24 protein-coding genes are annotated in these 24,827 nt (G+C 73.2%); 9 read left to right on the forward strand and 15 right to left on the reverse strand.

Annotated features, from left to right (window positions below):
- From AB0G16_RS21235 to AB0G16_RS21280, 10 genes are all read right to left on the reverse strand, one after another.
- A partial coding sequence (locus AB0G16_RS21235; RefSeq protein ID WP_362807324.1) for a hypothetical protein occupies positions 1 to 770 on the reverse strand: 770 nt, incomplete at its 3' end.
- Between the two features lie 245 nt (positions 771 to 1,015).
- Positions 1,016 to 1,876, reverse strand: a complete 861-nt coding sequence (locus AB0G16_RS21240) for a TIGR04222 domain-containing membrane protein (RefSeq protein WP_362807327.1) — start codon at positions 1,874 to 1,876, stop codon at positions 1,016 to 1,018.
- A gap of 182 nt (positions 1,877 to 2,058) precedes the next feature.
- On the reverse strand, positions 2,059 to 2,628 hold the full coding sequence (locus AB0G16_RS21245; RefSeq protein WP_362807330.1) for a hypothetical protein: 570 nt from the start codon (positions 2,626 to 2,628) through the stop codon (positions 2,059 to 2,061).
- Positions 2,621 to 3,436: a DUF692 domain-containing protein gene (locus AB0G16_RS21250; RefSeq protein WP_362807333.1), complete on the reverse strand. Its 816-nt coding sequence runs from the start codon at positions 3,434 to 3,436 to the stop codon at positions 2,621 to 2,623. The genes AB0G16_RS21245 and AB0G16_RS21250 overlap by 8 nt, the downstream gene beginning before the upstream one ends.
- Complete coding sequence (locus AB0G16_RS21255; protein ID WP_362807336.1) at positions 3,426 to 4,400, reverse strand: TIGR04222 domain-containing membrane protein; 975 nt, start codon at positions 4,398 to 4,400, stop codon at positions 3,426 to 3,428. Before AB0G16_RS21255 ends, AB0G16_RS21250 begins: the two co-directional genes overlap by 11 nt.
- Before the next feature lie 315 nt (positions 4,401 to 4,715).
- A complete protein-coding gene (locus AB0G16_RS21260) occupies positions 4,716 to 6,512 on the reverse strand; it encodes a phosphoenolpyruvate carboxykinase (GTP) (protein WP_362807339.1) in 1,797 nt (598 codons plus the stop codon).
- Positions 6,513 to 6,803: 291 nt separating this feature from the next.
- Positions 6,804 to 7,331, reverse strand: coding sequence for a hypothetical protein (locus AB0G16_RS21265; RefSeq protein ID WP_362807341.1), 528 nt, complete (start codon positions 7,329 to 7,331; stop codon positions 6,804 to 6,806).
- 67 nt (positions 7,332 to 7,398) lie between these two features.
- Positions 7,399 to 8,709: a C40 family peptidase gene (locus AB0G16_RS21270; protein WP_362807344.1), complete on the reverse strand. Its 1,311-nt coding sequence runs from the start codon at positions 8,707 to 8,709 to the stop codon at positions 7,399 to 7,401.
- A gap of 151 nt (positions 8,710 to 8,860) precedes the next feature.
- Complete coding sequence (gene greA / locus AB0G16_RS21275; RefSeq protein WP_362807347.1) at positions 8,861 to 9,361, reverse strand: transcription elongation factor GreA; 501 nt, start codon at positions 9,359 to 9,361, stop codon at positions 8,861 to 8,863.
- A gap of 109 nt (positions 9,362 to 9,470) precedes the next feature.
- Complete coding sequence (locus tag AB0G16_RS21280; RefSeq protein WP_362807350.1) at positions 9,471 to 9,899, reverse strand: DUF4307 domain-containing protein; 429 nt, start codon at positions 9,897 to 9,899, stop codon at positions 9,471 to 9,473.
- A gap of 235 nt (positions 9,900 to 10,134) precedes the next feature.
- Between AB0G16_RS21280 and mca the strand changes: the two genes are divergently transcribed.
- From mca to AB0G16_RS21295, 3 genes are read left to right on the forward strand one after another with little or no spacing between them, the layout of a single operon-like run.
- Positions 10,135 to 11,019 (forward strand): mycothiol conjugate amidase Mca, encoded by an 885-nt coding sequence (gene mca / locus AB0G16_RS21285; protein ID WP_362807352.1) that lies wholly within the window; start codon positions 10,135 to 10,137, stop codon positions 11,017 to 11,019.
- A 34-nt stretch (positions 11,020 to 11,053) separates the two neighbouring features.
- On the forward strand, positions 11,054 to 11,392 hold the full coding sequence (locus tag AB0G16_RS21290) for a hypothetical protein (RefSeq protein ID WP_362807355.1): 339 nt from the start codon (positions 11,054 to 11,056) through the stop codon (positions 11,390 to 11,392).
- Between the two features lie 38 nt (positions 11,393 to 11,430).
- Entirely contained in the window at positions 11,431 to 11,781 is a 351-nt protein-coding gene (locus tag AB0G16_RS21295; protein ID WP_362807358.1) for a GNAT family N-acetyltransferase, read from the forward strand.
- 39 nt (positions 11,782 to 11,820) lie between these two features.
- Here AB0G16_RS21295 and AB0G16_RS21300 read toward each other — a convergent pair whose 3' ends face one another.
- Positions 11,821 to 12,981, reverse strand: coding sequence for a hypothetical protein (locus AB0G16_RS21300; protein WP_362807361.1), 1,161 nt, complete (start codon positions 12,979 to 12,981; stop codon positions 11,821 to 11,823).
- A gap of 139 nt (positions 12,982 to 13,120) precedes the next feature.
- Between AB0G16_RS21300 and AB0G16_RS21305 the strand changes: the two genes are divergently transcribed.
- Entirely contained in the window at positions 13,121 to 13,525 is a 405-nt protein-coding gene (locus AB0G16_RS21305) for an STAS domain-containing protein (RefSeq protein ID WP_362807364.1), read from the forward strand.
- Between the two features lie 64 nt (positions 13,526 to 13,589).
- Here AB0G16_RS21305 and AB0G16_RS21310 read toward each other — a convergent pair whose 3' ends face one another.
- Both AB0G16_RS21310 and AB0G16_RS21315 read right to left on the reverse strand, forming a co-directional pair.
- Positions 13,590 to 14,264 (reverse strand): DUF6766 family protein, encoded by a 675-nt coding sequence (locus tag AB0G16_RS21310; RefSeq protein ID WP_362807368.1) that lies wholly within the window; start codon positions 14,262 to 14,264, stop codon positions 13,590 to 13,592.
- 93 nt (positions 14,265 to 14,357) lie between these two features.
- Positions 14,358 to 14,747 carry a hypothetical protein gene (locus AB0G16_RS21315; protein WP_362807371.1) on the reverse strand — a complete coding sequence of 130 codons (390 nt, stop codon included), beginning with the start codon at positions 14,745 to 14,747 and terminating at the stop codon, positions 14,358 to 14,360.
- A gap of 241 nt (positions 14,748 to 14,988) precedes the next feature.
- On the opposite strand from AB0G16_RS21315, the gene AB0G16_RS21320 reads away from it, so the two are divergent.
- The 4 genes from AB0G16_RS21320 (at position 14,989) to AB0G16_RS21335 (ending at position 20,684) form a co-directional block, all read left to right on the forward strand.
- On the forward strand, positions 14,989 to 16,239 hold the full coding sequence (locus tag AB0G16_RS21320; RefSeq protein WP_362807374.1) for a cytochrome P450: 1,251 nt from the start codon (positions 14,989 to 14,991) through the stop codon (positions 16,237 to 16,239).
- Between the two features lie 237 nt (positions 16,240 to 16,476).
- Positions 16,477 to 17,283, forward strand: a complete 807-nt coding sequence (locus AB0G16_RS21325) for an alpha/beta hydrolase (RefSeq protein ID WP_362807377.1) — start codon at positions 16,477 to 16,479, stop codon at positions 17,281 to 17,283.
- Positions 17,280 to 18,524 carry a SpoIIE family protein phosphatase gene (locus tag AB0G16_RS21330; RefSeq protein ID WP_362807380.1) on the forward strand — a complete coding sequence of 415 codons (1,245 nt, stop codon included), beginning with the start codon at positions 17,280 to 17,282 and terminating at the stop codon, positions 18,522 to 18,524. Before AB0G16_RS21325 ends, AB0G16_RS21330 begins: the two co-directional genes overlap by 4 nt.
- Positions 18,525 to 18,623: 99 nt before the next feature.
- Positions 18,624 to 20,684 carry a thioredoxin domain-containing protein gene (locus tag AB0G16_RS21335; RefSeq protein ID WP_362807383.1) on the forward strand — a complete coding sequence of 687 codons (2,061 nt, stop codon included), beginning with the start codon at positions 18,624 to 18,626 and terminating at the stop codon, positions 20,682 to 20,684.
- A gap of 98 nt (positions 20,685 to 20,782) precedes the next feature.
- Here the strand turns inward: AB0G16_RS21335 and AB0G16_RS21340 are convergent, their stop codons facing one another.
- Both AB0G16_RS21340 and AB0G16_RS21345 read right to left on the reverse strand, forming a co-directional pair.
- Complete coding sequence (locus AB0G16_RS21340) at positions 20,783 to 22,936, reverse strand: transglycosylase domain-containing protein (RefSeq protein ID WP_362807386.1); 2,154 nt, start codon at positions 22,934 to 22,936, stop codon at positions 20,783 to 20,785.
- Positions 22,937 to 23,041: 105 nt separating this feature from the next.
- On the reverse strand, positions 23,042 to 23,521 hold the full coding sequence (locus AB0G16_RS21345) for an Lrp/AsnC family transcriptional regulator (protein WP_362807389.1): 480 nt from the start codon (positions 23,519 to 23,521) through the stop codon (positions 23,042 to 23,044).
- A gap of 102 nt (positions 23,522 to 23,623) precedes the next feature.
- Here AB0G16_RS21345 and hppD point away from each other — a divergent pair, with 102 nt between their 5' ends.
- Complete coding sequence (gene hppD, locus AB0G16_RS21350) at positions 23,624 to 24,733, forward strand: 4-hydroxyphenylpyruvate dioxygenase (RefSeq protein WP_362807392.1); 1,110 nt, start codon at positions 23,624 to 23,626, stop codon at positions 24,731 to 24,733.
- Positions 24,734 to 24,827: the final 94 nt, after the last annotated feature.

Below are 24,827 nucleotides of genomic sequence, written 5' to 3' on the forward strand. Positions count from 1 at the left end.
TCGATCTCCCCGCCCGGCGGGACCGTGAAGCACGGCCAGGACATCTCGAAGCCGAGGTTGGCCCGCATGCCGTGGAAGAACGTCCCGTCGTCCAGCCGCCCCGAGCTCCACAGCCAGGACGGCCCCCACCAGTCGCGCTCCCCCCAGCTGTGGTCGCGCTCGCCGTGCCCGGAGAAGGCGATCTCCTCGCCGCCGGTCCTGATCGTCCCCGTGACCCCGCAGGGGATCTCGTAGCGCGGGATGAAGCCGTAGGGGTAGACCCCGCCGACGGTCGTCCACTCCAGGTCGAACGCGAGCGAGGTCGTGGCGCCGCCTCCCGGGGCGCCGTCCGTGAGGGCGCCCTCGGTGGGGGTGCCGCCGGTCGCGGGGCCGCTCGTGACGGTGCCGTCCGGGTACGCGTACGCCAGGGCGGGATCGTCCAGCACGGCCGCCGCCCCGGCGTCCAGGGTCAACCGGAAGGAGCGCATGGGGTCCGTCACGTCGTGGGTCGCGGAGAACCCGGCGCCCCGCACCGCCAGGTCCGGGCCCGGGAGCGGGACGTGGTGGTCGGCCAGCAGCACCGTGGGCCGGCCGGGGCCGACCAGGCACGCCCAGTACCAGGCGCGCTTCCAGTTCGGGTACAGGCCCAGCCGGACGTAGCCGGCGAGCGAGCCGTCGGCGGTCGCGAAGTCGAGGTAGAGCGACTCGCTCCACAGCGGCTCGACACCGGGCGGGTGCGTCCCCTCGTCCTCGGGCCGCAGCGGCCACGCCCCATGGTCGACGATCTTCACCAAGGCCACTCCCGCGCAGGCGCCCGATCAGGTACCGGCCCAACCTAACCGACCGCGCGCCCGCCGGACAGGTCGCGCGGGGACCACGGCCGTCGCCCCGCGCGAGCGGGCCGGAGGCCACGGGGGCACGCTCAGGGGCGGGGGACCGGCCGCCGGGCCGGGTCGAGCGGGCACCGGCCCGGCGGCCCCCCTCGGTGCCTCTTAGTGCCCCTTCGGTGACTTCTCGGTGCCTTCTCGGTGCCTTCTCAGGGGCCGCCGCAGCCCCCGCCGCCCCCACCTCCGCCACCGCCTCCGCCGTCTCCCCCACCGCTCCCACCGCTCCCGCCGCTCCCGCCGCCCCCGTCACCGCCGTCACCGCCGTACGCGCCCCAGCCACCGTCGCCCCCGCCGTAACCCCCGCGGCGGCTGTGGCGGGAGCGAGGCGCGGGCCGGGACGTGGGCCGGGGCGCGGGGCGGGGCATGGGGCGGGACGGGAGGGAGGGCCGGGGGCCGTTCAGGGACAGGGCCTCCAACAGCTCCTCGTCCTTCATCCGGCTCAGGCCGTGCAGCGCGACGTCGACGACGTCCGGCGGTTCCTGGACGACCCGCTCGCCGGGCCGGGGCGGCAGCGTCCTGTTCTCGAGATACCGCAGGTGGTGGTGCGCGAGCGCGGCCTTGCCGGCGCGGTTGGGGTGGGTGGGATCGGCCCGGCCCGAGCCCGGGGCGTCGATCAGCCCGATCCGGCGCAGCCGCGCGACCTGGGCCGCGACGGCCGGCCCCGAGGTCACCCTCCCCTTGAGCACCCAGACCGGGAGGTCGCCGCCCTCCCCCTCGACCATCGCGAGGATCTCGGCCTGCACCGGGTGGCGGTCCGCCCGCTCCACCCGGCCGGACACCCGGGACAGGTGCCCGTCGCGTCGCACCCGGACATCCCCTCCGGTGGTGAGCGCGGCCAGCGCGGTGTCGGCCAGCCGCTCGGGCCCGCCCGCCAGCAGCGCCAGGTCGTACACGGTCAGCTCCGGGCCCTCGTAGACGCGGGGGGAGCGCGCGGCCAGGCGCATCGCGATCAGCCCGGCCACCGCCAGCAGCGAGACGCCCACGACGACGACGATCTGAAGAGCGGACATGACCACCTCCGGGACGGTACCGCTGCGTGAGGTTCTCCCTACCCGTTACGACGAACGGTGAAGGGCCCGAGTTTCACGGCTCCGGTTCCGGTCCCGGCGACCCTGGAAACCTGCGGACCGGAACCCGGCGAGCCCGTACGTCACCCGATCCGCGAGCCGGGACCCGGTGCGCGGGGGCCAGGTCAGGAGCCCCCGCCCCGGCGGGTGAGGATCGACCACAGCCGGGACCCGGCCGCGGGTCCCCGGACGACCGGCTCCCGGGCGACCGGCTCCCGGACGACCGGCTCGGGCAGCCGTCCCGCGGCGCGCAGGCGGGCGGCGAAGTCGTGGGCGTCGGCGTGCGAGCCGCCCGGCGGCTTGGGGCGGCCCCGCGCGTAGGCGTGGAACTCCGCGGCGAAGGCGTCACCGAGCGCCGTGACCAGGTCGGGACGGAGCCTGGCCACCGTCCTGCGCCGCTTGGCGATCAGGCTGGCCTCCTGGACCCGCAGCCGTTCCCGGTCGAACCCCGACGGCGCCCGCCCGCCGGCCACCAGGGCCGCGACCAGAACCGTCTGCGCCCCGGCCAGCGCCTCCCGGGCGGCACCGGCCGTGTCCGCACCGGCCGTGTCCGCGCCAGGTGTGTCCGCACCGGGCGTGTCCGCACCGGCCGTGTCCGCACCGGGCGTGGACGGGTCCCGGGACGGGAACCCGTCACCGGGTGAGCGCACATCGCCGGACACGGGCGCGGCGGACGGGAACGCGTCCTCAGGCACGGGCCATCGCCCCGCGGATCCGGGAGAGTTCCCCCTCCAGCGCGCCGTCACTGGGGTAGTCGTCGTCCCATTCGAGCAGCACGCCGGGCGGGTCGACCCGCGCGCACAGCTCGGCGAGGATCCCCAGCACCTCGTCGGGGACGTGGGCGGTGTGGGTGTCGTGCCAGAGCCCGTCGCGCGAGTGCCCGCCCGCGACGTGCACGTAGGCCAGTTCGGCGAGCGGCAGGCCGTCCAGCGCGGCGGTGGCCGACAGGCCGAGGTTGACCTGGTTGGTGTAGAGGTTCGCCACGTCGACCAGGAGCCCGACGCCGGTCGTCTCCACCAGCTCGCCGAGGAAGGCGGCCTCGGTCATCTCGTCCTCGGGCCAGCCGAACAGCGCCGCGACGTTCTCCAGGGCCAGCGGGACGGGGAGCGCGTCCTGCGCCCGCCGGACGTTGTCGGCGACGACGGAGAGCGCCTGGCGGGTGCGCGGGACCGGGAGCAGGTGCCCGGCCTCCATGCCCCCCGCCCGTACGAAGGCGAGGTGCTCGCTGACCAGCGGCGCCTCCAGCGCCCGCGCGCAGTCCGCCAGGTGGGCCAGCCGGCGCGGGTCGGGGGGCTCGGCGCCGCCGACGCCCAGGCCGACGCCGTGCGGGATCACCGGCACCCCGCGGGCCCGCAGCACCCGCAGCGACTCCGGAAGCCGGGCCGGGTCGATGTTCTCGGCGACCACCTCGACGAAGTCGATCCCGGGCAGCCGCTCGACGGTCAGGTCGATCTCGGGGCGCCAGCCGATGCCCACGCCCAGCGCCGCGTGCTCAGCCGCCACCGCAACCACCGCCTCCGCAGCCGCCTCCCCCGCCGCAGCTGGAGCCGGAGGAGCCTCCCGAGTCACCGGAGGAGCCGGAGGATCCGCCGGAGTCGCCCCAGCCGCCGGAGCCCATGTCTCCGCCCCCGCCGCCGTAGTTGACGTCCCACGCGCCGGGGGAGCCGCCGCCGCAGGCGCCCGACGAGCCGCTCGAGTCGGGCCGCTGGAGCTCCTCCTGCAGGCCCGGCTCGCCGAGCTCGCCCAGCCCGTACAGGGCCACCGGGATGCCGACGGCGAAGGCCAGGTCGGCCGTGGCGGGCCGGGCCCCCCGCGCGTGGCTCCTGTAGGCCGCCGCCAGCACGTCGCGACCGCTGCGGCTCAGCGTGTCGCGCAGCATCCGCCTCTGCCGCGAGTAGGAGGACAGGCCGCCGATCGTCGCGAGCAGGCCGATCAGCACGGTGGGCAGGCCCCGCAGACCGGGGCCGGCGATCAGGCAGCCCACGGTGAAGACGGCCGCGGCGACGGAGGCGATCAGGAGCCGGTTCAGCAGGGTCCGCGCGTGGTCGAGCGCGCTGTCGGGGACGAGCAGGCCCAGGCCGAGCAGCCGGTAGCGCAGGCCCTCCATGGCCTTCCCCTCGGCCACCGCACGGCGCAGGTCGCCCACGGGGGCGGAGCCGCCGCGCTGGTGGAGCGTCTCCATGACGGCGTGCTCGACCGGGTCGGGAGAGGGCGGGGCGCCGGCGACCAGGCTCACCAGGCCGCCGCGCGAGATCCGGATCGGTCCGGCCTTGGCCAGCAGGCCGAGCGCGGTGTTGATCACTCGTCGCGGCCCACCGGAGAGGTAGGCGAGCTCGTACGGGGTGGGCGGCCCCGCACTGTTGCCCGCCATCACCGAGCGGACCCGGCGCTGTTCACGGCGGAGTGCGGAGGCCGTCAGGATGACGACCAGGGCGATGGCGACGGCGACGACGAACAAAAGGGACATGTCCGCCTCCTCGGGGGGAAGGTGGGGCGCTGGTTGACGTCCCGGATGTACAGGTAGACGCGCACAGCCTGGCAGAAGTTTCGCCGCCCCTCGACGGCGGGCCGGTGATACGTCGCTCACCGGGAGGTAGAGGCCCGTGACCGGCCCTTTCCCGCCGTCCCGGCCGCCCCCGGCCCTTCGCCCCCGGGCCGGCCGCCGACGTCCGCCGCGTTCCCGGTGCTGTCCCCGGAGCGTCCTCCCGGTACGCCGCCGCCCGCGTCCGGTCCGCGGGAACGCGGGCCGGACGCGGGCGGCGACTCGACGGGAGCGGCGGCGTCAGCCGAGACGGGCCAGGAGCGCCTCGTACTCCTCCCAGAGTTCCTTGGGCATGCGGTCGCCGAAGGTCTCGAAGAAGGCGGGGATGAGCGCGGCCTCCTGCCTCCAGACCTCCTCGTCGACGCTGAGCAGCATCCGCATGTCCTCGGCGGAGATGTCCATGCCCTCGGTGTCGAGCCCGGCGGGGAGCAGGCCGATGGGGGTGCTCACCGCCTCCGCCCGGCCGTTGAGGCGGTCGACGATCCACTTGAGCACGCGGGTGTTCTCGCCGAAGCCGGGCCAGACGAACCTGCCCCGCTCGTCCTTGCGGAACCAGTTCACGTAGTAGACGCGCGGCAGGTCGGCGTTCTCGCGGCGGCCCATCCTGAGCCAGTGCGCGAAGTAGTCGCCCATGTTGTAGCCGCAGAAGGGCAGCATCGCGAACGGGTCGCGGCGCAGCTCGCCCACCTTGCCCTCGGCGGCGGCGGTCTTCTCCGAGGCGATCCCGGCGCCGATGAAGACGCCGTGCTGCCAGCTCAGCGCCTCCGTCACCAGCGGCACCGCGCTGGCCCTGCGGCCGCCGAACAGGATCGCGGAGATCGGCACGCCCGCCGGGTCCTGCCACTCGGGCGCGATCGTCGGGCACTGCGCCGCCGGGACCGTGAAGCGGGCGTTGGGGTGCGCGGCGGGCTCGGCGGAGTCCGGCGTCCAGTCCCGGCCCCGCCAGTCGGTCAGGTGCGCCGGGGGCTCGTCGGTGAGGCCCTCCCACCACACGTCGCCGTCGTCGGTGAGGGCGACGTTGGTGAAGATGCTGTTGCCCCACAGCGTCCTGATCGCGTTGGCGTTGGTGGACTCGCCGGTGCCGGGGGCGACGCCGAAGAACCCCGCCTCGGGGTTGATGGCCCGCAGCCGTCCCCCGTCGTCGAAGCGCATCCAGGCGATGTCGTCGCCGATGGTCTCGACCTTCCACCCCGGCAGGGTCGGCTGGAGCATCGCCAGGTTGGTCTTGCCGCAGGCGCTGGGGAACGCGGCGGCGATGTAGCGCGTCTCCCCCGAGGGCGGGGTGAGCTTGAGGATGAGCATGTGCTCGGCCAGCCAGCCCTCGTCGCGGGCCATCGTGCTGGCGATCCGCAGCGCGTAGCACTTCTTCCCGAGCAGGGCGTTGCCGCCGTAGCCCGAGCCGTAGGACCAGATCTCCCTGGTCTCGGGGAAGTGGCTGATGTACTTGGTGGGGTTGCACGGCCAGGGCACGTCCGGCTGTCCGGGCTCCAGCGGGGCGCCGACCGAGTGGACGGCCTTGACGTAGGCGCCGCGCTCCTCGATGAGGCGCAGCGCGTCCTCGCCCATCCGGGTCATCACCCTCATCGAGACGACCACGTACGGGGAGTCGGTGATCTCCACGCCGAGCTGGGAGATCTCCCCGCCCAGGGGGCCCATGCAGAACGGCACCACGTACATGGTCCGGCCGCGCATGCTGCCCTTGAAGATCTCACCGAAGGTCCGGCGCATCTGGTCCGGGGCGATCCAGTTGTTGGTCGGCCCGGCGTCCTCCTCGCGCTCGGAGCAGATGTAGGTGCGGTCCTCGACCCGGGCGACGTCGCTCGGGTCGGAGGCGGCGTAGAAGCTGTTCTGCCGCCTGGCCAGGCGTTTGAAGGTGCCCTGCTCCACGAGCAGGTTGGTGAGGCGCGTCCATTCGGCCTCGGAGCCGTCGCACCACTCGATCCTGTCCGGCTGTGTCAGTTCGGCGATCTCCCTGACCCATGCGGCCAGCTCGGCATGGCCGGTCGGGGCGGCGGTCACATCTGCGGTAACGGACACTACGTGGGCTCCTTTGCACTTCTCGCGGCCAAAGCATCATTGACGACACACCCGCGTTCGATCCAATTGGCATAGACCATTGAATTCGCGCGGAAGGACGCCCCTGGGCTCTCTACCGATCATCGCCGACAGGGTGTGACCTGGTAGGAGGCGCCTGGTTTCAAAGGCTTTACCCAGAAGAAGTGCGACTAAAAAAAGCCTTCCCGCCAGTGGTATAGGCCAATGAGAAAGGTCTAAACCAATGGACCGGAAGGTTCAGACCAATTTCTCGGCCATTTCCGCTGACCAGGGTCAGGAATTCGCGCCGGGCCCGGCCGCGCGGACGCGGTCGACGTGCCGCAGCGCGTCCCTGAGATCGGCCAGCCAGGTGTCGGTGTGGTCGCCCACCAGGCGTACGCACCAGGCGAGCGCCTCGCTGCGGCTGCGCGCCACCCCGGCCGCGACGAGGGTGTCGAGGACCCGGCGTTCGGACTGCCTGAGCCTGGTCATGACGGGCACCGAGAGTGTGGTGAACATCACTTTCTCCTCCCCCACGGCGACGCCCCAGGAGACCTTCCTGCGGAAGCGGCGCTCGGCCTCGTGGGCGATCTCCATCCGCCGTTCCCTGGTCTCCTCGCGGAAACGCAGGACCCCGCCCTCCACGGCGGCGGCGCGCTCGACCTCCGAGACGCCCTCACCGAACGCCGGGGGCCGGAGCCCGCCGATCACCGTGATCTCCTCCCGGTCCACGACGATCTCCGGGTCGCCCTCGAACCACTCACCGGGCAGCCGTCCCGAGAACCAGCCGCGCACCGTCTCGACCGCTTCGTTGTTTTCCATGTAATCGAGATTACATCGCAATAACCGGCTCGGCCAGCACCCAACGCGACGGGAACGCGACGGGCGGTCAGCGGACGCGGGCGGCGACCTGGGGGCTGATCCGTACCACTCCGGCGAAGTTGCGGGTGGTGACCGGGACGAGCTTGACCACGTCCCCGGTCCTGGGGGCGTGCAGCATCTTCCCCCCGCCCCAGTAGATCGCCACGTGCGAGACGTAGCCGGGGTTGGTGGGGTCGTGCCGCCAGAACAGCAGGTCGCCGGGCTGGGCCTGGGCGAGCGGGATCTGCGGGCCCGAGACGAACTGCTGGTGCGTCACCCGGGGGACCTTGACGCCCGCCTGGGCGTACGCCCACTGGACCAGGCCCGAGCAGTCGAAGCTGTCGGGCCCCTCGGCCCCCCACACGTACGGACGGCCGACCTTGCCGGCGGCGGCGGTGAGCGCGGTGGTGAGCTGGGAGGTGGTCATGAACGACCCCGCCGCCCAGGTCGTGCGGCGCGGCGCCGTCAGCACCGGGTTGATCACGACGACCTGCCCGCCGGGGGGCAGGACCTCCAGCAGGGCCCGGCGCAGCTTCGCGGAGTCCGCCCGGGGGGCGCTCACCACCAGCGCGTTGTTCTGCGGGATGCCCAGCGCCCGGGCGGTCTGGCGGGAGACCACCGCGTCGATGGCGCCCATGCCCATGGTGGCGTAGGCGCCGACGCGCAGGTTGCGCCCGGCGGTGGTGAGAGTCTTGCCCAGCGGCATGCCCCCGTCGCTGCCCAGGACGAAGGAGACGGCGACCTCACCGGCCGAGACGTTGCGCCAGAGCCGGTCCGAGCGCGCGGTCGGCCCGGGGGTGTAGGCCCGGAACGTCGAGGGGTTCACGCCGAGCGTCTGCACCCGCTTGCCGTCCAGGAGCACCTCGGCGGCGTCGGCGCGCTCCACCGCGCGCACCCCGGCCAGCCGGCCGACCCTGGCGATCACCCTGGCGCCGAGCGGGCGCGGCGCGACGACGAACAGGTGCGGCTGCCGCATCGAGGTCAGCGGTGCCACCGGGGACGGCGCCGAGGACGGCACCGACGAGGGTGTCGCGGGCGCCGTGGGCACCGCGGACGCGGTGGGGACGGGCTCGGCCGCCGCGGCGGGCGCGGTGGCCACGGACCTGCGCACGACCGCCGTCCCGGGGTCGGCCTGCGGCATCTGCGTGAGGACCGCCAGGCCCGCGGCGGGCACGCTGACGGTCAGGACCGCGACGACGAAGAAGAGCCGCCGCAGGCGGACGGCACGGTGGTGACGGTGGTACGGGTGCCGGGACGCGGGACCGAGACGGGGACGGTAGGCGAGATCACGACGGGCCTCCCGGATCAGATCGGTGACACGTGGCCGCCGATAGAACACGACATATCCCCTTCCCCGATGACCCAGCCCTACGAGGGTGCCTCACAGCGCACCACAATGCACGCGAACCGCGCAAAAACTGTTCACGCCGGACACGACGATCCGCCGGGACGGAGGTCCCGGCGGATCCGTGGAACGACGGAGGCGGTGGTCAGTTGCCGATGTACGGCACCGCCTCGAGGATCTCCACCGTGTTGGAACGGCCGTTGGGCATCGTGTAGGTCGCCTTCTCGCCGATCTTCTTGCCGTTGATCGCCGCGCCGAGGGGCGACTTGGGCGAGTAGACGTCGATCGGGGCGCCGCTCTCCTCCCGGGAGGCCAGCAGGAAGGCCACCTCCTCGTCGTCACCCTCGAAACGGACGGTGACCGTCATGCCGGGACCGACCACGCCCTCGGTGCGGGGCGCCTCGCCGACCCTGGCACTGTCCAGGATCTGGCGGAGATGGAAGATCCGGGCCTCCATCTTGCCCTGCTCGTCCTTGGCCGCGTGGTAGCCGCCGTTCTCCTTCAGATCCCCCTCTTCGCGGGCGGCCTCGATCTTCTTGGCGATGTCGACGCGCCCGGGCCCCGAGAGGTGCTCAAACTCAGCCTTCAGGCGGTCGTACGCCTCCTGAGTGAGCCAGGTGACGCTCTCGTTGTGGGAGTCGGCCACGGGTTCTCCTTGCTTCCTCTAGGGGGCATGGTGCTTCGGGGGAGTTGCGGACGGGCGAATCTCGAAAGGCTAACAACTTAAGCCCCCGACCGCCTCCCCAAATGTCTCACTATACGAGATAGCAGTACTGGACTTCGACCGAAGTGGCCTGGGCACTGGTCTCTAGCCGTTCGGTAAGCCGGACATGCTCCTCACCAGGGGGGATAGCGACCTCCTTGTTGCCCACCTCGGCATGGTCGACATCGGTGGCCCGCAGCCGGCAGAGCGCCGAGCGGTCCGCCGGCTTGTACGCCTCGAAGGTGACCCGCACGGAATCGCCGCGACTGACGTCGAACGTGATGACCTGCTCGTAGACTTCCGTGTTGCCCTTGGCCGACCACATCACGTAGCCCCACCCGCCGGCGCAGACCGCGCAGAGGATCGCGATCACCACGTGCACGACCAGGCGCCCCCGGCGTTCCGGACGGTCGGGAAAGTCGCCCGGGGTGCCGAGGACGGGACGGTCCTGACGGCCGTTCTCGGCTTCTCTGGTGGCCATGGCGGAATCTCCCTGCACTACCTCGGTGTTATCCGAGACGATTGTCCCTCTCGAGGGTGTCGCCCTCGCGACCGCCCAAGAGAAACTAACCTTTCTTCGGAGTGACGTAAGCCGAGGGCACGCGGGACGAGGCGCCGGAGCGGCGCGGGGGGCACGGCCGGAGCGGCCGTCCGGCCCGCGCGGCGGCCCGAGGGACTCGAAGAGCGTGACCGACACAGAGGAGACACCGAGCACCGTGAGTGCACCACTCAGGCTGATGGCCGTTCACGCGCATCCCGACGACGAGTCGAGCAAGGGCGCCGCCACCATGGCGCGCTACGTGGCCGAGGGCGTGGACGTGCTGGTCTGTACGCTCACCGGAGGCGAGCGCGGGTCGATCCTGAACCCCAAGATGGACCGCCCCGACGTCCTGGAGAACATCGCCGAGGTCCGGCGGCTGGAGATGGAGCGCGCCCGCGAGATCCTCGGCGTGCGCCAGCGCTTCATGGGATTCGTCGACTCCGGCCTGCCCGAGGACGAGAACGAGGCCCTGCCCGAGGGCTGCTTCGCCGTGCAGCCGATCGAGGTCGCCGCGCAGCCGCTGGTGGCGGCCGTCCGGGAGTTCAGGCCGCACGTGATCCTCACCTACGACGACGACGGCGGCTACCCGCACCCCGACCACATCATGACCAACCGCGTCTCGGTGGAGGCCTTCGAGGCGGCCGCCGACCCCGACCGCTACCCCGGCACCGGCGAGCCCTGGCAGCCCCTGAAGCTCTACTACCACATGGGTTTCACCAAGGACCGCTTCGAGGCGCTGCACGAGGCGATGAACGCCCGGGGCATCGGCTCCCCGTACGCCGACTGGATCGCCCGCTGGGAGGACCGGCCGCAGAAGTGGCCGGTGACCACCCGCGTGCCCTGCGGCGACTACTTCGAGGCCCGCGACGAGGCGCTGCTCGCGCACGCCACCCAGGTGGACCCGGACGGTTTCTGGTTCGTCTGCCCGCGCGACCTCCAGCGGGAGATCTGGCCGACCGAGGACTACCACCTGGCCCGCTCGCTCGTGGACGTCGAGCTTCCCGAGAACGACCTGTTCACCGGCGTCCACGCCGACGCGGTCTCGCCCGCCTGCCGCTGACGTGACCGCGAGGGGGCGGTGGCAGACTTGAGGTGTGATTGCATTCGACACCGCCCCCCCGGAGGCCGACGTCAGTCCCGGCCTGCTGGGCTTCCTCGTCGTGGCGGGGCTGGGGTTCGCCCTCTACCTCCTCGTCAAGTCCATGAGGAGGCGGATCTCCAAGATCGAGGTCCCCTCGGAGGCGGAGCTGAGGCGGCAGCGGGACGGCGCCGCGCCCCCGGCACCCGCGTCGTCGGGACCGACGGCCCCCGCCGCCCCCGCGGCTCCCGCGCCTCCGGTGGTGCCTCCCGCGACGCCCACGGCTCCCGCGACGCCCACGGCTCCCGTGGCGCCCCCGGTGGTGCCCCCCGCGACACCGCCCGACGCCCCCTAGGGCCGGCTCCCGCCACACCGACACCTCCTAGGACGATCATGGCCGACGACGCCGACGACACGACGGACGGGACCGGCCCCGCCGTCGCCGTCTCCGACGACCCCGGAGCCTCCCGCTTCGAGATCACGCTGGACGGCGTGGCCGCCGGGTTCGCCGCGTACCGGCTGCGGGCCGGGAGGATCGTCTTCACCCACACCGAGATCCTGCCCGCGTTCGAGGGCAGGGGCCTGGGCGGACGGCTGGCCTCGGCGGCCCTCGACGCGAGCCGGGACTCCGGCCGCCCGGTCGTGCCGCTCTGCCCGTTCATCGCCGGCTACATCCGGCGCCACCCCGCCTACCGCGACCTGGTCGCTGAGGACTACGCCGACCTCCTCGACAAGGAGACCTGAGCCGCCGTACGGCGTCCGCCCGGCCGCCGGAACGGCCCGTCAGTCGCCGAGGGCGTCCGTCGAGGACCAGGCGCGCTCCAGCGCCCTGGGCAGGCCCCAGTGGCCCAGCGGGGTGAGCACCTCGGTCCGGTCGACGATCCCCAGGCAGGCCCAGAGCGGGGTGACCGAGCTGAAGAGCGTCTCGGCCGCGTCCAGATCCTCCGGCTCGTCCATGTCGACGTCGATGTCCTCGGACTCGGCGATGAGCCGGGCGATCCGTTCCGGCGAGGCCAGCACCCCGGGGCCGCGCCTGGCCAGGGCGGCGACCACGGCCAGCCAGTCGGCGTGGTGGATCGCGCAGAGCGCGGCCAGCACCGCGTCCTCCGGGCCGAGCTCCCCCTCCAGGTCGGAGAAGATCTCCACCCGGTCGTCCTCCTCGGGCAGGTCGGAGATCGGCCCCGCGATGCCCGCCGTGACGGTCATCCACAGCTCCTCGTCGTCCTCGGGCAGCGGCTCCGCCTCGTACCCCGCGCAGGCCCGCAGCACGTTGCCGGGATAGCCGGGCCTGCCGAGCATCTCGCGCAGCCGGGTGGCGGCGACCCGCAGGTCCCTGGAGGGCCGCTGGGGGGCGGGCAGCTCGGCCAGGATGCGGCGCAGCTCGCCCAGGGCGAACGCCTCCTCCTCGTCCCAGGCGGCGAAGAGCTCCTCGTCCTGCTCGTCGGAGACGGCCGTGCCGGGGACCCGCCCGTCCGGCAGCGGGCCGGTGAGCCAGCGTTCCTGCAGGTCCGCGTAGTCCTCCCTGGCCCGTTCGTCGCCCCGGGCGAGCGCGTCCGGGTCGATCTCGCCCTCGGCGACCCGCTCCTCCAGGTAGGCGACCAGCCTGCGGAACATCTCCTCGCCGACCGGCCCGCGCTCGTCCTCCTCGGGCCAGACGAAGAAGCTCCGGGTGAGCAGGAGCGGCTCGGTGCCGGTGGACTCCATCCAGCGCTGCACGTCCCCCACGGTCGCGCTACCGGACTCGATCGCGCTGAGCGTCGCCTTCGCCGAGTCCCAGAACGGGGCCGAGAGCGGGTTGCCCGCCGCGAGCAGCGCCCGCCTCAGGTCGGGCAGCGCCACCAGCGCCACCCCGGACGGTACGGCGAGCAGTGCGCGGGCGACGTCACGCCGGGTCAGCCCGGAGGCCGCCCTTCCGGCGTGCGTGCAGACGAAGTCGAGATCCACGCCCAGTGAGCCTACGCCCGAAGTGCCCCGAGCACACCATCCGAGGGTTCGTCGCGCCCGCTTCGGGGGGTGAGCGCGACGTCCGTCCGATCTGCCTGCACAATGGAGGACGGGACCCGCGAGAAGGACACAGGAGAAGATGGCCACGCACCCCTCCGACGAGCTGGCCTTCACCGTCGATCTGGGCGAACCCGGCACCTACGCCGTGGTGCACGTCCGCGGTGAGCTGGACTGGAACAGTGCCCCGACCCTCACCACCATGGTCGAGCACCTCTGGGACTTCCTCAGGGACGGCTGCCTGACGCTCGACCTGGAGCCGATGACGTTCTGCGACTCGATGGGGCTCGGCACCCTCATCGAGATCTCCAAGGGCTGCCGGGAACGGCGGGTGCGCCTCGTGCTGGCCGCCCCGCCGCCGTCACTGCGCCGCACCCTGACGATCACGGGCCTGACCGCGGTGTTCGATCTCCGCGACACCCTCCGGGAGGCGCTGGAGGACCGGCGGGCCGACGCCGACGACGGCCAGGTCGGCGCCCTCGGCTGAGCCCTCGCCACCGGCGGCCCGTGACCGTCGCACCGGCCGCGTCCGGGCGCGGAGGGCGCCCGGATCACCCCTCCACGCCGGTCGCCCGGTGCGGGGCGCCGACCGGCTTGGACTCCGGTGATCCACGCTGGCGCAGGTAGACCGAGAGCACCACCATCGACAGCACCGCCAGGAACTCCGACTGCCAGTTCTGCAGGGTGCGGTCCCAGAAGTCGGCCGAGAGCGCGTACTCCCCCCAGCTCACCGGGTCCTCCAGCCGGGCGAGTCTGCGGGTGTTGTAGGCCGCCGTGCCCGCCACCGACTGGGCCAGCCAGGAGAGCACGAAGATCGTCCCCATGACCAGGCCGAGAGAGCGTCCGTACAGGGCCTGGCGCAGCCCGCCCGCGCCGGCCCAGGCCGGGCTGTCGGCGGTCGCGTGCCGTCCGGTCCCCTGCTCGGCGTCGCTCTCGGTGCCCTCCTGGCCCGGTTTCTTCGACTCGGGCGACCCTCGCTGCACCAGCCAGATGGTCGCCAGGATGAAGAGCAGGAACTGCAGGTACTCCGACTGCCAGTTCTCCGCGACGTCGACCGCGAAGTCGGAGGAGGTGACGTACTCCGTCCACGACAGCGGCGCCGACCCCTCGGCGAGCCGGTCGTCGTTGACGGCGGCGTTCCCGGCGAAGGACTGGCCGATCAGGGCCAGCAGGAAGGCGGCCAGGAAGAACAGGCTGAGGGCGTTGTCCCTGACGAAACGTCTCATCGTGCCCCCTAGCGCCGCAGCAGGCCGATGGCGAAGAAGCAGACCAGCCCGACAACGATGATCGTGACGGTGGCCGCGAACAGGATCCGCATGTCAGGTGCTCACCTCGCAGTCGTAGGGCAGGTCCCGGCGGGGCGCGCACCCGGCACCGCGGACCAGCCAGCCGGTGGGGAAGCGGTGCAGGAAGACCGTGTCGCGCGCCAGCCGGACCCGGGCCTCGTCCCCCCAGACCTCGGCGTCGAGCACCTCACCGCCGGGCAGGTCGAGCTCGACGACGGAGGCGGCGCACGTCCGGCCGCCGGTGGCGAGGCTCCCGGCCGCCTCGGGGGCCAGCAGGGCGCAGGCCCGCTCGGCGTCGCGCGCCTGGAGGGCCTCGTAGAAGCCGCGTGCCGCCTGCCGCGCGGGCCGATCGTCCGAGGACGCGCAGCCCGCCACGCACGCCACGAGGACCGTCACGGCCAGCACGGCGGGAGGAATTCTCATCCGTCGTCTCTGCCCCATCGGACGTGATTATCACACCGCGCCCCACGGGCCCGCCCGTTCACGGGCGTGACACGCCGGGCGTGGCCGGGCGACCGGTACCCGCCGTCGCGGGAGCGGGGCCGTGGCGGCGTGGCGGGCGTGGCGCGGGCCGTGGCGGCGTGGCGCGGGCCGTGGCGGCGTGGCGCGGGCCGTGGCGGCGTGGCGCGGGCCGTGCCGCCGTTTTCGGCGGATCTTCCGGGGCATGCACGACCGTATGCCTGATCTCGACAACACCCTCCCCCTGCTGCTGGAGGGCTACGGCTGGCTGCCGAACCTCCGGCGCCGCACCGGGGACGACGTGGTCCGCACGCGCCTGCTGGGCATGCGCGTGACGGCGCTGTGCGGGCCCGAGGCGGCGCGCTTCTTCTACGACGAGGACCACATCCGGCGCGCCGACGCCCTGCCCGGCCCGATCAAGAGCACGCTGACCGGCCACGGGGCCGTGCACACCCTGGACGGCGCCGACCACCGCCTGCGCAAGGCGATGTTCATGTCCCTCATGACCGAGGAGGGCGTGCGCGCCCTGGTCGGCCACACCGTGGCGGCCTGGGACGACGCGGTGGCCTCGTGGCCCGCCGGGCGCCCGGTCGTGCTCTTCGACGAGGTCGCCCGGGTGCTGACCCGGGGGGTGTGCCGGTGGGCCGGTGTCCCGCTGGCCGGCGGCGACGTGAACGCGACGGCCCGCGCCCTCGTGGCCCTGGTCGACGGCTTCGCCACCGGCGGGCCGCGGCACTGGCGGGCCCGCGCGGCCCGCGGGCGCCTGGAGGCGTGGCTGGCCGGTCTCGTCCGGGACGTGCGGGACGGGGTGCGCTCGGCGCCGGCGGGCTCGGCGGTCGAGGTGGTCGCCGGGCACCGCGGCCCCGGCGGCGAGCCCCTCGACCCGCGCGTGGCCGCGGTGGAACTGCTCAACGTGATCCGGCCGACCGTGGCCGTGTGCTGGTACGTCACGTTCGCGGCCCACGCCCTGCACCGCTGGCCCGAGCAGCGCGCCGCCCTGCGCGAGGTCGACGACCAGAGCCTGTTCGCCGAGATGTTCGCCCAGGAGGTCCGCCGCTTCTACCCGTTCGCCCCGTTCGTCGGCGGCAGGGCCGTACGGGACCTGACCTGGAAGGGACGGCCTATCGGGGCGGGCTCGCTGGTGCTGCTCGACATCTACGGCCAGAACCACGACCCCTCCCTGTGGAAGGACCCCTACACGTTCGACCCGCAACGGTTCGCCGGCCACCGGCCCGGCTCCTTCGACCTGATCCCGCAGGGCGGCGGCGACCCCGACACCGGCCACCGGTGCCCGGGGGACGCGATCAGCGTCGCGCTCCTGCGGGCCCTGAGCGTCCGGCTGGCGCGGCTGGACCACCGGGTGCCCGCCCAGGACCTCCGCATCTCCCTGCGCCGCATCCCGGCCCGTCCGGCGAGCGGGTTCCTGCTCACCCCGGTGCGCCCCGCCGGGAGCTGACCCCGGCGCCGGACCATCCCGCCGCCGGGCCGCCGGGACCGCCCGGCCGCCCGGCCACTGGGCCGCCCGGCCACCGGGCCACCGGGCCGCCCGGTCGCCGGGACCGCCGACGGCGGCGGGCCCGTTCCCGGGGCGTCCGTCCCATGGCCCCCCGGACGGCGGCGGTCCCGCCCGGAAACGGCCGGGAGAGCCGGGGCGGCCTCCAAGAACCCCCGCAAAAGATGAAATGATGGACGGATGCGCGCGAGCGAACGGAACAATGTCATCGTGACCGGCCGCGAGGACGGAACACCCGTGATGCTCGCGCACGGCTTCGGCTGCGACCAGAACCTCTGGCGCCTGGTGGTGCCCGCGCTGGCCGAGCGGTTCCGCGTGGTGCTCTTCGACCACGTGGGGGCGGGCCGGTCGGACATGTCGGCCTGGCACCCGGAGCGCTACTCGACGCTGGACGGCTACGCCGACGACGTGCTGGAGATCTGCCGGGAGCTGGACCTGGACCGGCCGGTGTTCGTGGGCCACTCGGTCAGCTCCATGATCGGCGTACTGGCGGCGATCCAGGAGCCGGACCGCTTCGGCAAGCTGGTCCTGCTCACCCCGTCACCGTGCTACATCGACGACGAGGACGGCTACCGGGGCGGGTTCAGCGCGGCCGACATCGAGGAGCTGCTGGAGTCGCTGGACAGCAACTACCTGGGCTGGTCCGCGGCGATGGCTCCGGTGATCATGGGGAACCCGGACCGCCCCGAGCTGGGCGAGGAGCTGACCAACAGCTTCTGCCGCACCGACCCGCAGATCGCGCGCGTCTTCGCGCGGACGACGTTCCTGTCCGACAACCGGACCGACCTGGCCAAGGTCACCGTGCCGACGCTGGTCGTCGACTGTGCCGTCGACGCCATCGCCCCGCCGGAGGTGGGCGCGTTCGTGAACGCCCAGATCCCCGGCAGCCGGCTGGTCACCCTGGACGCCGTCGGCCACTGCCCCCAGCTCAGCGCGCCGCAGATCACCGCGGAGGCGATCACCTCCTTCGTGGCGGGCCCCGGGTGACGGCCGATTCCGGGCCCGTCCCCCGCCAGGGCGGCGCCCCCGACGTCTCCCAGGCCACGCTGTTCGGGGAGTTGCTGGAGGACAGCGCCGACGACCTGTACGAGCACGCGCCCTGCGGTTACCTGTCCACCCTGCTGGACGGCCAGATCGTCAAGATCAACAAGACCCTGCTGGGCTGGCTCGGCCACACCCGCGAGCAGCTCGTGGGCCGGCGCCGCTTCAGCGACCTGCTCACCGTCGGCGGCAGGCTCTACCACGAGACCCACTTCGCGCCCCTGCTGCGCATGCAGGGCGAGCTGGGCGGGGTGGCCCTGGAGATGCGGACCGCCGAGGGCACCCGGCTGCCCGTCATGGTCACCTCGGTCCTGAAGACCGACGACGCCGGCCGGCCGCTGCTGATCCGCACCACCGTCTTCGACGCCCGCGACCGCCGGGCCTACGAGCGCGAGCTGCTCCGCGCCCGCCAGGAGGCCGAACGCGACCGGGAGCGGCTGAAGCGCCTGGTGGCCACCCTGCAGCGCAGCCTGCTCCCCCCGGTGCTGCCGCGGGTGCCGGGGATGGAGATCGCGGCGCACTACCACATCGCCTCCCCCGACCAGGTGGGCGGCGACTTCTACGACGTGTTCCCGCTCGGCGACGACCGGTGGGGGGTCTTCCTGGGCGACGTGTGCGGCAAGGGGGCCGGGGCCGCGGCGCTGACCTCGCTGACCCGCTACACGCTGCGCGCCGCCGCCGCCCACGACCCCGCCCCCCTCAAGGTGCTGCGCACCCTCAACACCGTGCTGCGCCAGGAGTACACCGACGACGAGATGCGCTTCTGCACGGTCATCTTCGGCCTGGTCGTCCCGGACGGCGACGGCTTCGCCGTCACCCTGGCCAGCGGCGGCCACCCCCCGGCGCTGCTGCTGCGCGCCGACGGCGGCGCCCGGTACCTGCAGACCCCCGAGGGCCTGCTCATCGGCGTCCTGGCCGAGGCGCGGTTCAGCGCCGTCGAGACGCGGCTGGGGCCCGGCGACACCCTGCTCCTCTACACCGACGGGCTGACCGAGGCCCGTACCGGCGACGGCGGCCGGTACGGCGACGAGGCCCTGCTCGCCTTCGCCGGCGGCCTGGCGCCCATCACCCCGCCCGCGGTCGTGGCCGCGACCGCCGAGCTGCTCGGCACCTTCGGCGCCGGCCTGGACGACGACACCGCCCTGCTGGCGCTGGGCGTCCCGGCCAGGTCCGCCGACCAGGTGTGAGCCCGGCCGTGGGGGTAGACGTGGGGAAGGGCCGTGAGGCGCGGGGGACGCGCACCCCGCCAGGAGAGCGTACGCACCGCGTACACGGGAGAGGGACCGATGAACCGCTTGAAGGACGCGACCAGCCCCTACCTGCTGCAGCACGCCGACAATCCCGTGGAGTGGTTCCCCTGGGGGGACGAGGCCTTCGCCGAGGCGCGGCGCCGGGACGTGCCGCTGCTGATCAGTGTCGGCTACAGCGCGTGCCACTGGTGCCACGTGATGGCCCACGAGTCGTTCGAGGACGAGGGCACGGCCGCGTTGATGAACGAGCACTTCGTCAACGTGAAGGTCGACCGCGAGGAACGCCCGGACGTGGACGCGGTCTACATGTCCGCCACCCAGGCGATGAACGGCCACGGGGGGTGGCCGATGACGGTCTTCGCCACCCCGGAGGGCCACCCGTTCTACACCGGGACCTACTTCCCGCGGCAGCAGTTCCAGCACCTGCTCACCGGGGTGTCGAACGCCTGGAACGGTGACCGCGCCGCGGTGCTGCAGCAGGGTTCGAAGATCGTGGAGGCGCTGAACGAGCGCTCGGCGCTACCGTCCGGGCCGCTGCCCACCCCGGACACGCTCGCGCGGGCCGTACGCGGCCTGGCCGGCACCTTCGACGCCGAGCGGGGCGGCTTCGGCGGGGCGCCCAAGTTCCCGCCGTCGATGGCCCTGGAGTTCCTGCTGCGCCACGCCGCGGCGCAGGCGCTCGGCGCGGCCCATGACCAGGGCGGCACGGGGCAGGGCGCCACGGCCCGGCCGGGCGCCGAGGAGGGGGCGGGGGCGACCGGGGAGGCGGCGGCGGCCATGGCCGTCCGCACGCTGGAGGCCATGGCCCGGGGCGGGATCTACGACCAGCTCGCCGGGGGGTTCGCCCGCTACAGCGTGGACGCCGACTGGGTGGTGCCGCACTTCGAGAAGATGCTCTACGACAACGCCCTGCTCCTGCGGGTGTACGCGCACTGGTGGCGCTCGACCGGTTCGGCGCTGGGCAGGCGGGTCGCGCTGGAGACCGCCGACTGGCTGCTGGCCGAGATGCGCACCCCCGAGGGGGGCTTCGCCTCCGCGCTGGACGCCGACAGCGAGGGCGTGGAGGGCAAGTTCTACGCCTGGACGCCCGAGGAGATCCGCCAGGTCCTGGGCGAGGAGGACGGCGACTGGGCGATCGGCCTGTTCGAGGTGACCGGGACGTTCGAGCACGGCACCTCGGTGCTCCAGCTCCTGACGGACCCCGACGACCCCGAGCGGTTCGCCCGGGTGCGCTCGGCGCTGCTTCGGGCGCGGGCCCGCCGGGTGCGGCCCGGACGCGACGACAAGGTGGTGGCCGCCTGGAACGGCCTGGCCGTCGCCGCCCTCGCCGAGGCCGGCGCCCTGTTCGACCGGCCCGACCTCGTCGAGGCGGCCCGGCGGGCGGCCACGCTGGTCGACGAGCTCCATCTGGACGGCGACCGGCTGCTGCGCACCTCCCGGGACGGCCGGGCGGGCCCCAACGCCGGCGTCCTGGAGGACTACGCCGACCTGGCCGAGGGCCTGCTCACCCTGTACGGGGTGACCGGCGAGGTCCGCTGGTTCCGGCGGGCCGGGGCGCTGCTGGACGCGATCCTGGAGCGCTTCTCCGACGGCGCCGGCGGGTTCTACGACACCGCCGAGGACGCCGAGAGCCTCTTCCAGCGCCCGCAGGACCCCACCGACAACGCCACCCCGTCGGGCCAGTTCGCCGCGGCCGGGGCCCTGCTGTCGTACGCGGCGCTGACCGGTTCGGCCCGGCACCGCGAGGCGGCCGAGGCGGCCCTGGGCACGGTGACGGTCCTGGCCGACCGGCACGCGCGGTTCGCCGGCTGGGGCCTGGCGGCGGCCCAGGCGGCGGTGTCCGGCCCGGTCGAGGTGGCGGTCGTGGGCCCGGCGGACGACCCCGCGACGGCGGTGCTGCACCGCACCGCGCTGCTCTCCCCCGTGCCCGGCCTGGTCGTGGCGCTCGGCGAGCCCGGCTCCGGCGAGGTCCCGCTGCTGGAGGGCCGGGGCACGGTGGGCGGCGAGCCCGCGGCCTACGTGTGCCGGGGCTTCACCTGCCGGATGCCCGTCACCACCCGGGCCGCCCTGCTGGCCGAGCTGGCGGGCGGAGCCTGACGCCGGGCCGCCGGGCGGCGGCCGTCCAGAAGGGACGCACGCGGGCCCGGCCGTCCCCGGGGTTCCGGACCCGCGGACCGGGCCGGCGCCGGCCCCCGCTAGGGGGTGCCGAGCCGGCGGCCCAGGCCGTCCAGGCCGAGGTCGTCGTATCCGCCGTCCCGGTCCCAGCCGCCGTCCTGCTCGCTCCAGCCGCCTCCGGGCCCGTCGCCGGGCCCCTGTCCCGGCCCCCGGCCGGGCGGCTCACCGGCGCCGGGCCCCTGGTCGGGGGCCGGGACCTCCCGGTCCGGGGTCGGGTCGCCGCCGGGCTCCGAGCCGCCGTCCTGGCCGGTCCCCGGTGACGGGGAGGGGGCTCCCTGTCCCGCGCCGGAGCCGTAGTCGCCGTACGGGCTGGAGTAGCCGTAGCCGGACGGCTCCCCGAACTCCTTGACCGGCTTGCCCTTCATCGCCTCGGTCATGAAGGCGCGCCAGATCTGCGCCGGGTAGGAGCCGCCGTACAGGGCGCTGCCGTTCACCGTCACGGGCTTGTTGTCGTCGCGGAACATGTCGACGGCCACGGCGAGCTGCGGGGTGAACCCGGCGAACCACACGGCCGCCGACTCGTCGGTGGTGCCGGTCTTGCCCGCCACGGGACGGTCGGTCAGGCGGGCGCCCGAACCGGTCCCGGCCTCGACGACCCGCCGGAGCGCGTAGGTGGCGTCGACGGCGGCCTGCTCGCCGAAGGCGCGCCTGCCCTTGGTGGAGCTCCTGACGGTCCGGCCGTCCGCGTCGGTGATCGAACGGATCACGTGGGCCTCGCGGTGGACGCCCTCGGCGGCGAAGGCGGCGTACCCCGAGGCGTTCTGCACCGCGCTCACCGAGGCCACGCCGAGCGGGAGCGTGGCGGCGCCCCGGTGCGGGGCGAGCTGCTCGGCGGGGATCCCGGCGTTCTGGGCGACCTTGACGACCTTGTCCAGGCCGACCCTCTGGCCCAGGTCGACGAACGCGGTGTTCACCGAGCTCTGCGTCGCCCTGACCAGGTTGACCTGGCCGTAGGAGTAGCCGCCCGAGTTGGGGATGTCGGCGGAGGCGACCCGCAGCGGCGAGTTGCCGTTCACCAGGGTCTCCAGGCCGAAGCCGTTGTCGAGGGCCGCGGCCAGCGCGTACGCCTTGAAGGTCGACCCGGCCTGCACCTTGGCCGAGAAGGAGTTGTCGAACTTGTTGGCGGCGTAGTCGCGGCCGCCGTAGAAGGCCGTGACCTCGCCGGTCGCGGGATCGACGGCGGCCAGGCCGGTGCGGACCTTGCGGGGGGTGCCCTCGGGCAGCACCGAGGTGACGGCGCGCTCGGCGGCGGCCATCAGGTTCTTGTCGAAGGTCGAGACGATCTTCAGTCCGCCCTGGTTGATCACCTCGTCGGTGTATCCCCTGCTCTTGAGCTCGGCCGTCACCTGGTCGAGCATGTAGCCCTCCTGCCCCCTGGGGTCGAAGATCGCCCGGGGTCTCGCCAGGACCGGGAAGGTCGCCGCGGCGGCCTGCTCGGAGGTGATCGCCCCGATGGCGGCCATCGCGTCGATCACCGACCTCCAGCGCTCCCGGGCCGCGTACAGGTCGGCGCCTTCGGGGTCGGCGAACCTGGAGGGCTGCTGGATCACCGCGGCGAGATAGGCGCTCTCGGCCAGGTTCAGCCGGCCGAGGTCCTTGCGGAAGTAGGCCCCGGCCGCGGCGTGCACCCCGTCGGCGCCCCGGCCGAAGTAGATGGTGTTGAGGTACTGCTCCAGCACCCAGTCCTTGGACTTCGACCGGTCCACCTTCAGGGAGATCATGACCTCCTTGAGCTTCCTGACGATGGAACGTTCCTGGCTCAGGCCGCTGTAGTAGTTGCGGACCATCTGCTGGGTGATGGTGGAGCCGCCCTGGAGCTGCTGCCCGGTGACCGTGGACCACATCGCGCGGAAGGTGCCCTTGAGGGAGACGCCCTGGTCCTCGTAGAAGGAGCGGTTCTCCGCGGCGATGACCGCGTTGCGCAGGACCTGCGGCACCTTGTCCAGGGTCACGCTCCTGCGGTTGACGCCCTGGCGGGCCAGCACGGTCCTGCCGTCGCGGTAGTAGATCACCGACCCCTGGGCGGTGGCCTTGGGCTGTGTGCTGTCGGGGATGGGGGTCATCGCCCAGACCACCCCGAGCAGGCCGAACGCCGAGACGACGGCAACGCCGAACAGGACGAGTGTGACCTTCAGGACCCTTCTCCTGGAAACGCTCGTCCGACCCTTCACCACGCGTGACCCCCCGATAGGACCCGTCGCACACCCCGTACGACCTGCAAGGACCGCTAAGGGTAAACGATGGATAACGGTGTCTGGCCCCTGCTTGGCATGGTACGGCTAGCCCCTCGCCTTGCGGGGGACATCGGCCACCAAAGGCAGAACACGGTATGGCACGGGAGTGTCCAAGGCGATCACCGACGACGTCCTGACCACGCCGTGGACGTCGACGATCAGGTCGATCACCCGCTGCAGGTCGGCGTTGCTGCGCGCCACCACGCGGCAGTGCATGTCGTCGCCGCCGGTGATGGTGTGCACCTCCAGCACCTCGGGAATGGCCGCGAGCTGGTCGGAGACCGGGTCGTGGCCGCTGACCTGGCGGATCTGCAGGGTCACGAACGCGGTCACGTCGTAGCCGAGCGCCGCCGGGGCGACGTCCGGCCCGAACCCGGTGATCACCCCGCGGGCCGACAGCCGGTCCAGCCGGGCCTGGACGGTCCCCCTGGCCACCCCCAGCCGCCGCGAGCACTCCAGCACGCCCAGGCGCGGCTCGGCCGCGAGCAGGGTGATGAGCCGCGCGTCGAGCTCGTCGATCGTCATGATGTACAGGCGCTCCGGGATGACCGATGGGTAACTGGGCAGATTGTATAGAATTTCAAGTCACTCTTGCACAGACAGCCCAGTAAAACAGACAGTATGGGCATGAGCGACATCTTCCCCGTGAACGGCATGGATGCCGTGGTCTTCGCCGTGGGCAACGCCAAGCAGGCCGCCCACTACTACTCCAGCGCGTTCGGCATGCGGCTCGTGGCCTACCGCGGCCCCGAGAACGGCAGCCGCGACGAGGTGTCCTACGTGCTCACCTCGGGTTCGGCGCGGTTCGAGTTCCGGGGCGCGGTGCGCCCGGGTACCGGCGTCTCCCGGCACGTGGCCGAGCACGGCGACGGTGTGATCGACCTCGCCATCGACGTCCCCGACGTGGAGCGGGCCTACGCGCACGCGCTCGCCCAGGGCGCCAGGGGCCTGGCGGAGCCGTACGTCATGGAGGACGAGCACGGCAAGGTCGTGGTCGCGGCGATCGCCACCTACGGCGAGACCCGGCACTCGCTGATCGACAGGTCCAACTACAGCGGCCCCTACCTGCCCGGCTTCGTGGCCGCCGAGCCCCTGGTGGCGCCCCCGGCCGTCCGCAACGGCCGGCTGTTCCAGGCGGTCGACCACTGCGTCGGCAACGTGGAACTCGGCAAGATGGACGAGTGGGTGGAGTTCTACCGGCGCGTCATGGGCTTCACCAACATGGCGGAGTTCATCGGCGACGACATCGCCACCGAGTACTCGGCGCTGATGTCCAAGGTCGTCGCGGACGGCACCCGCAAGGTCAAGTTCCCGCTCAACGAGCCGGCCATCTCCAAGAAGAAGTCGCAGATCGACGAGTACCTGGAGTTCTACGGCGGCCCCGGCGTGCAGCACATCGCGCTGGCCACCAACGACATCCTGACCACCGTCGACCACATGCGCGCGGCCGGCGTCGCCTTCCTGGACACGCCCGCCTCCTACTACGACGACCCCGAGCTGCGCGCCCGCATCGGCGAGGTCCGCGCCCCGATCGAGGAGCTCAAGAAGCGCGGCATCCTGGTCGACCGGGACGAGGACGGCTACCTGCTGCAGATCTTCACCAAGCCGGTCCAGGACCGCCCGACCGTGTTCTTCGAGCTGATCGAGCGGCACGGCTCGCTCGGCTTCGGCAAGGGCAACTTCAAGGCGCTCTTCGAGGCCATCGAGCGCGAGCAGGACCTGCGCGGCAACCTCTGACCGCCCCGCCCCGCCCCGCCCCGCCCCGTCCCCGCACGGGCGGCCACCGGACGAACCGCCCCGGGTAACGCCTCCCGGGGCGAACCGGTACCCG

The organism is Streptosporangium sp. NPDC023615, from assembly GCF_040640155.1.
Lineage (GTDB): Bacteria > Actinomycetota > Actinomycetes > Streptosporangiales > Streptosporangiaceae > Streptosporangium.

Excerpts from the sequence above, each read along its gene's own strand:
- AB0G16_RS21255 (WP_362807336.1), bottom strand. The coding sequence starts at position 4,400 with ATGTCCCTTTTGTTCGTCGTCGCCGTCGCCATCGCCCTGGTCGTCATC.
- hppD (WP_362807392.1), top strand. The coding sequence starts at position 23,624 with ATGAGCGACATCTTCCCCGTGAACGGCATGGATGCCGTGGTCTTCGCC.
- AB0G16_RS21320 (WP_362807374.1), top strand. The coding sequence starts at position 14,989 with ATGCACGACCGTATGCCTGATCTCGACAACACCCTCCCCCTGCTGCTG.
- AB0G16_RS21325 (WP_362807377.1), top strand. The coding sequence starts at position 16,477 with ATGCGCGCGAGCGAACGGAACAATGTCATCGTGACCGGCCGCGAGGAC.
- AB0G16_RS21315 (WP_362807371.1), bottom strand. The coding sequence starts at position 14,747 with ATGAGAATTCCTCCCGCCGTGCTGGCCGTGACGGTCCTCGTGGCGTGC.
- AB0G16_RS21310 (WP_362807368.1), bottom strand. The coding sequence starts at position 14,264 with ATGAGACGTTTCGTCAGGGACAACGCCCTCAGCCTGTTCTTCCTGGCC.
- AB0G16_RS21280 (WP_362807350.1), bottom strand. The coding sequence starts at position 9,899 with ATGGCCACCAGAGAAGCCGAGAACGGCCGTCAGGACCGTCCCGTCCTC.
- AB0G16_RS21345 (WP_362807389.1), bottom strand. The coding sequence starts at position 23,521 with ATGACGATCGACGAGCTCGACGCGCGGCTCATCACCCTGCTCGCGGCC.
- AB0G16_RS21240 (WP_362807327.1), bottom strand. The coding sequence starts at position 1,876 with ATGTCCGCTCTTCAGATCGTCGTCGTCGTGGGCGTCTCGCTGCTGGCG.
- AB0G16_RS21305 (WP_362807364.1), top strand. The coding sequence starts at position 13,121 with ATGGCCACGCACCCCTCCGACGAGCTGGCCTTCACCGTCGATCTGGGC.
- AB0G16_RS21295 (WP_362807358.1), top strand. The coding sequence starts at position 11,431 with ATGGCCGACGACGCCGACGACACGACGGACGGGACCGGCCCCGCCGTC.
- AB0G16_RS21335 (WP_362807383.1), top strand. The coding sequence starts at position 18,624 with ATGAACCGCTTGAAGGACGCGACCAGCCCCTACCTGCTGCAGCACGCC.
- AB0G16_RS21265 (WP_362807341.1), bottom strand. The coding sequence starts at position 7,331 with ATGGAAAACAACGAAGCGGTCGAGACGGTGCGCGGCTGGTTCTCGGGA.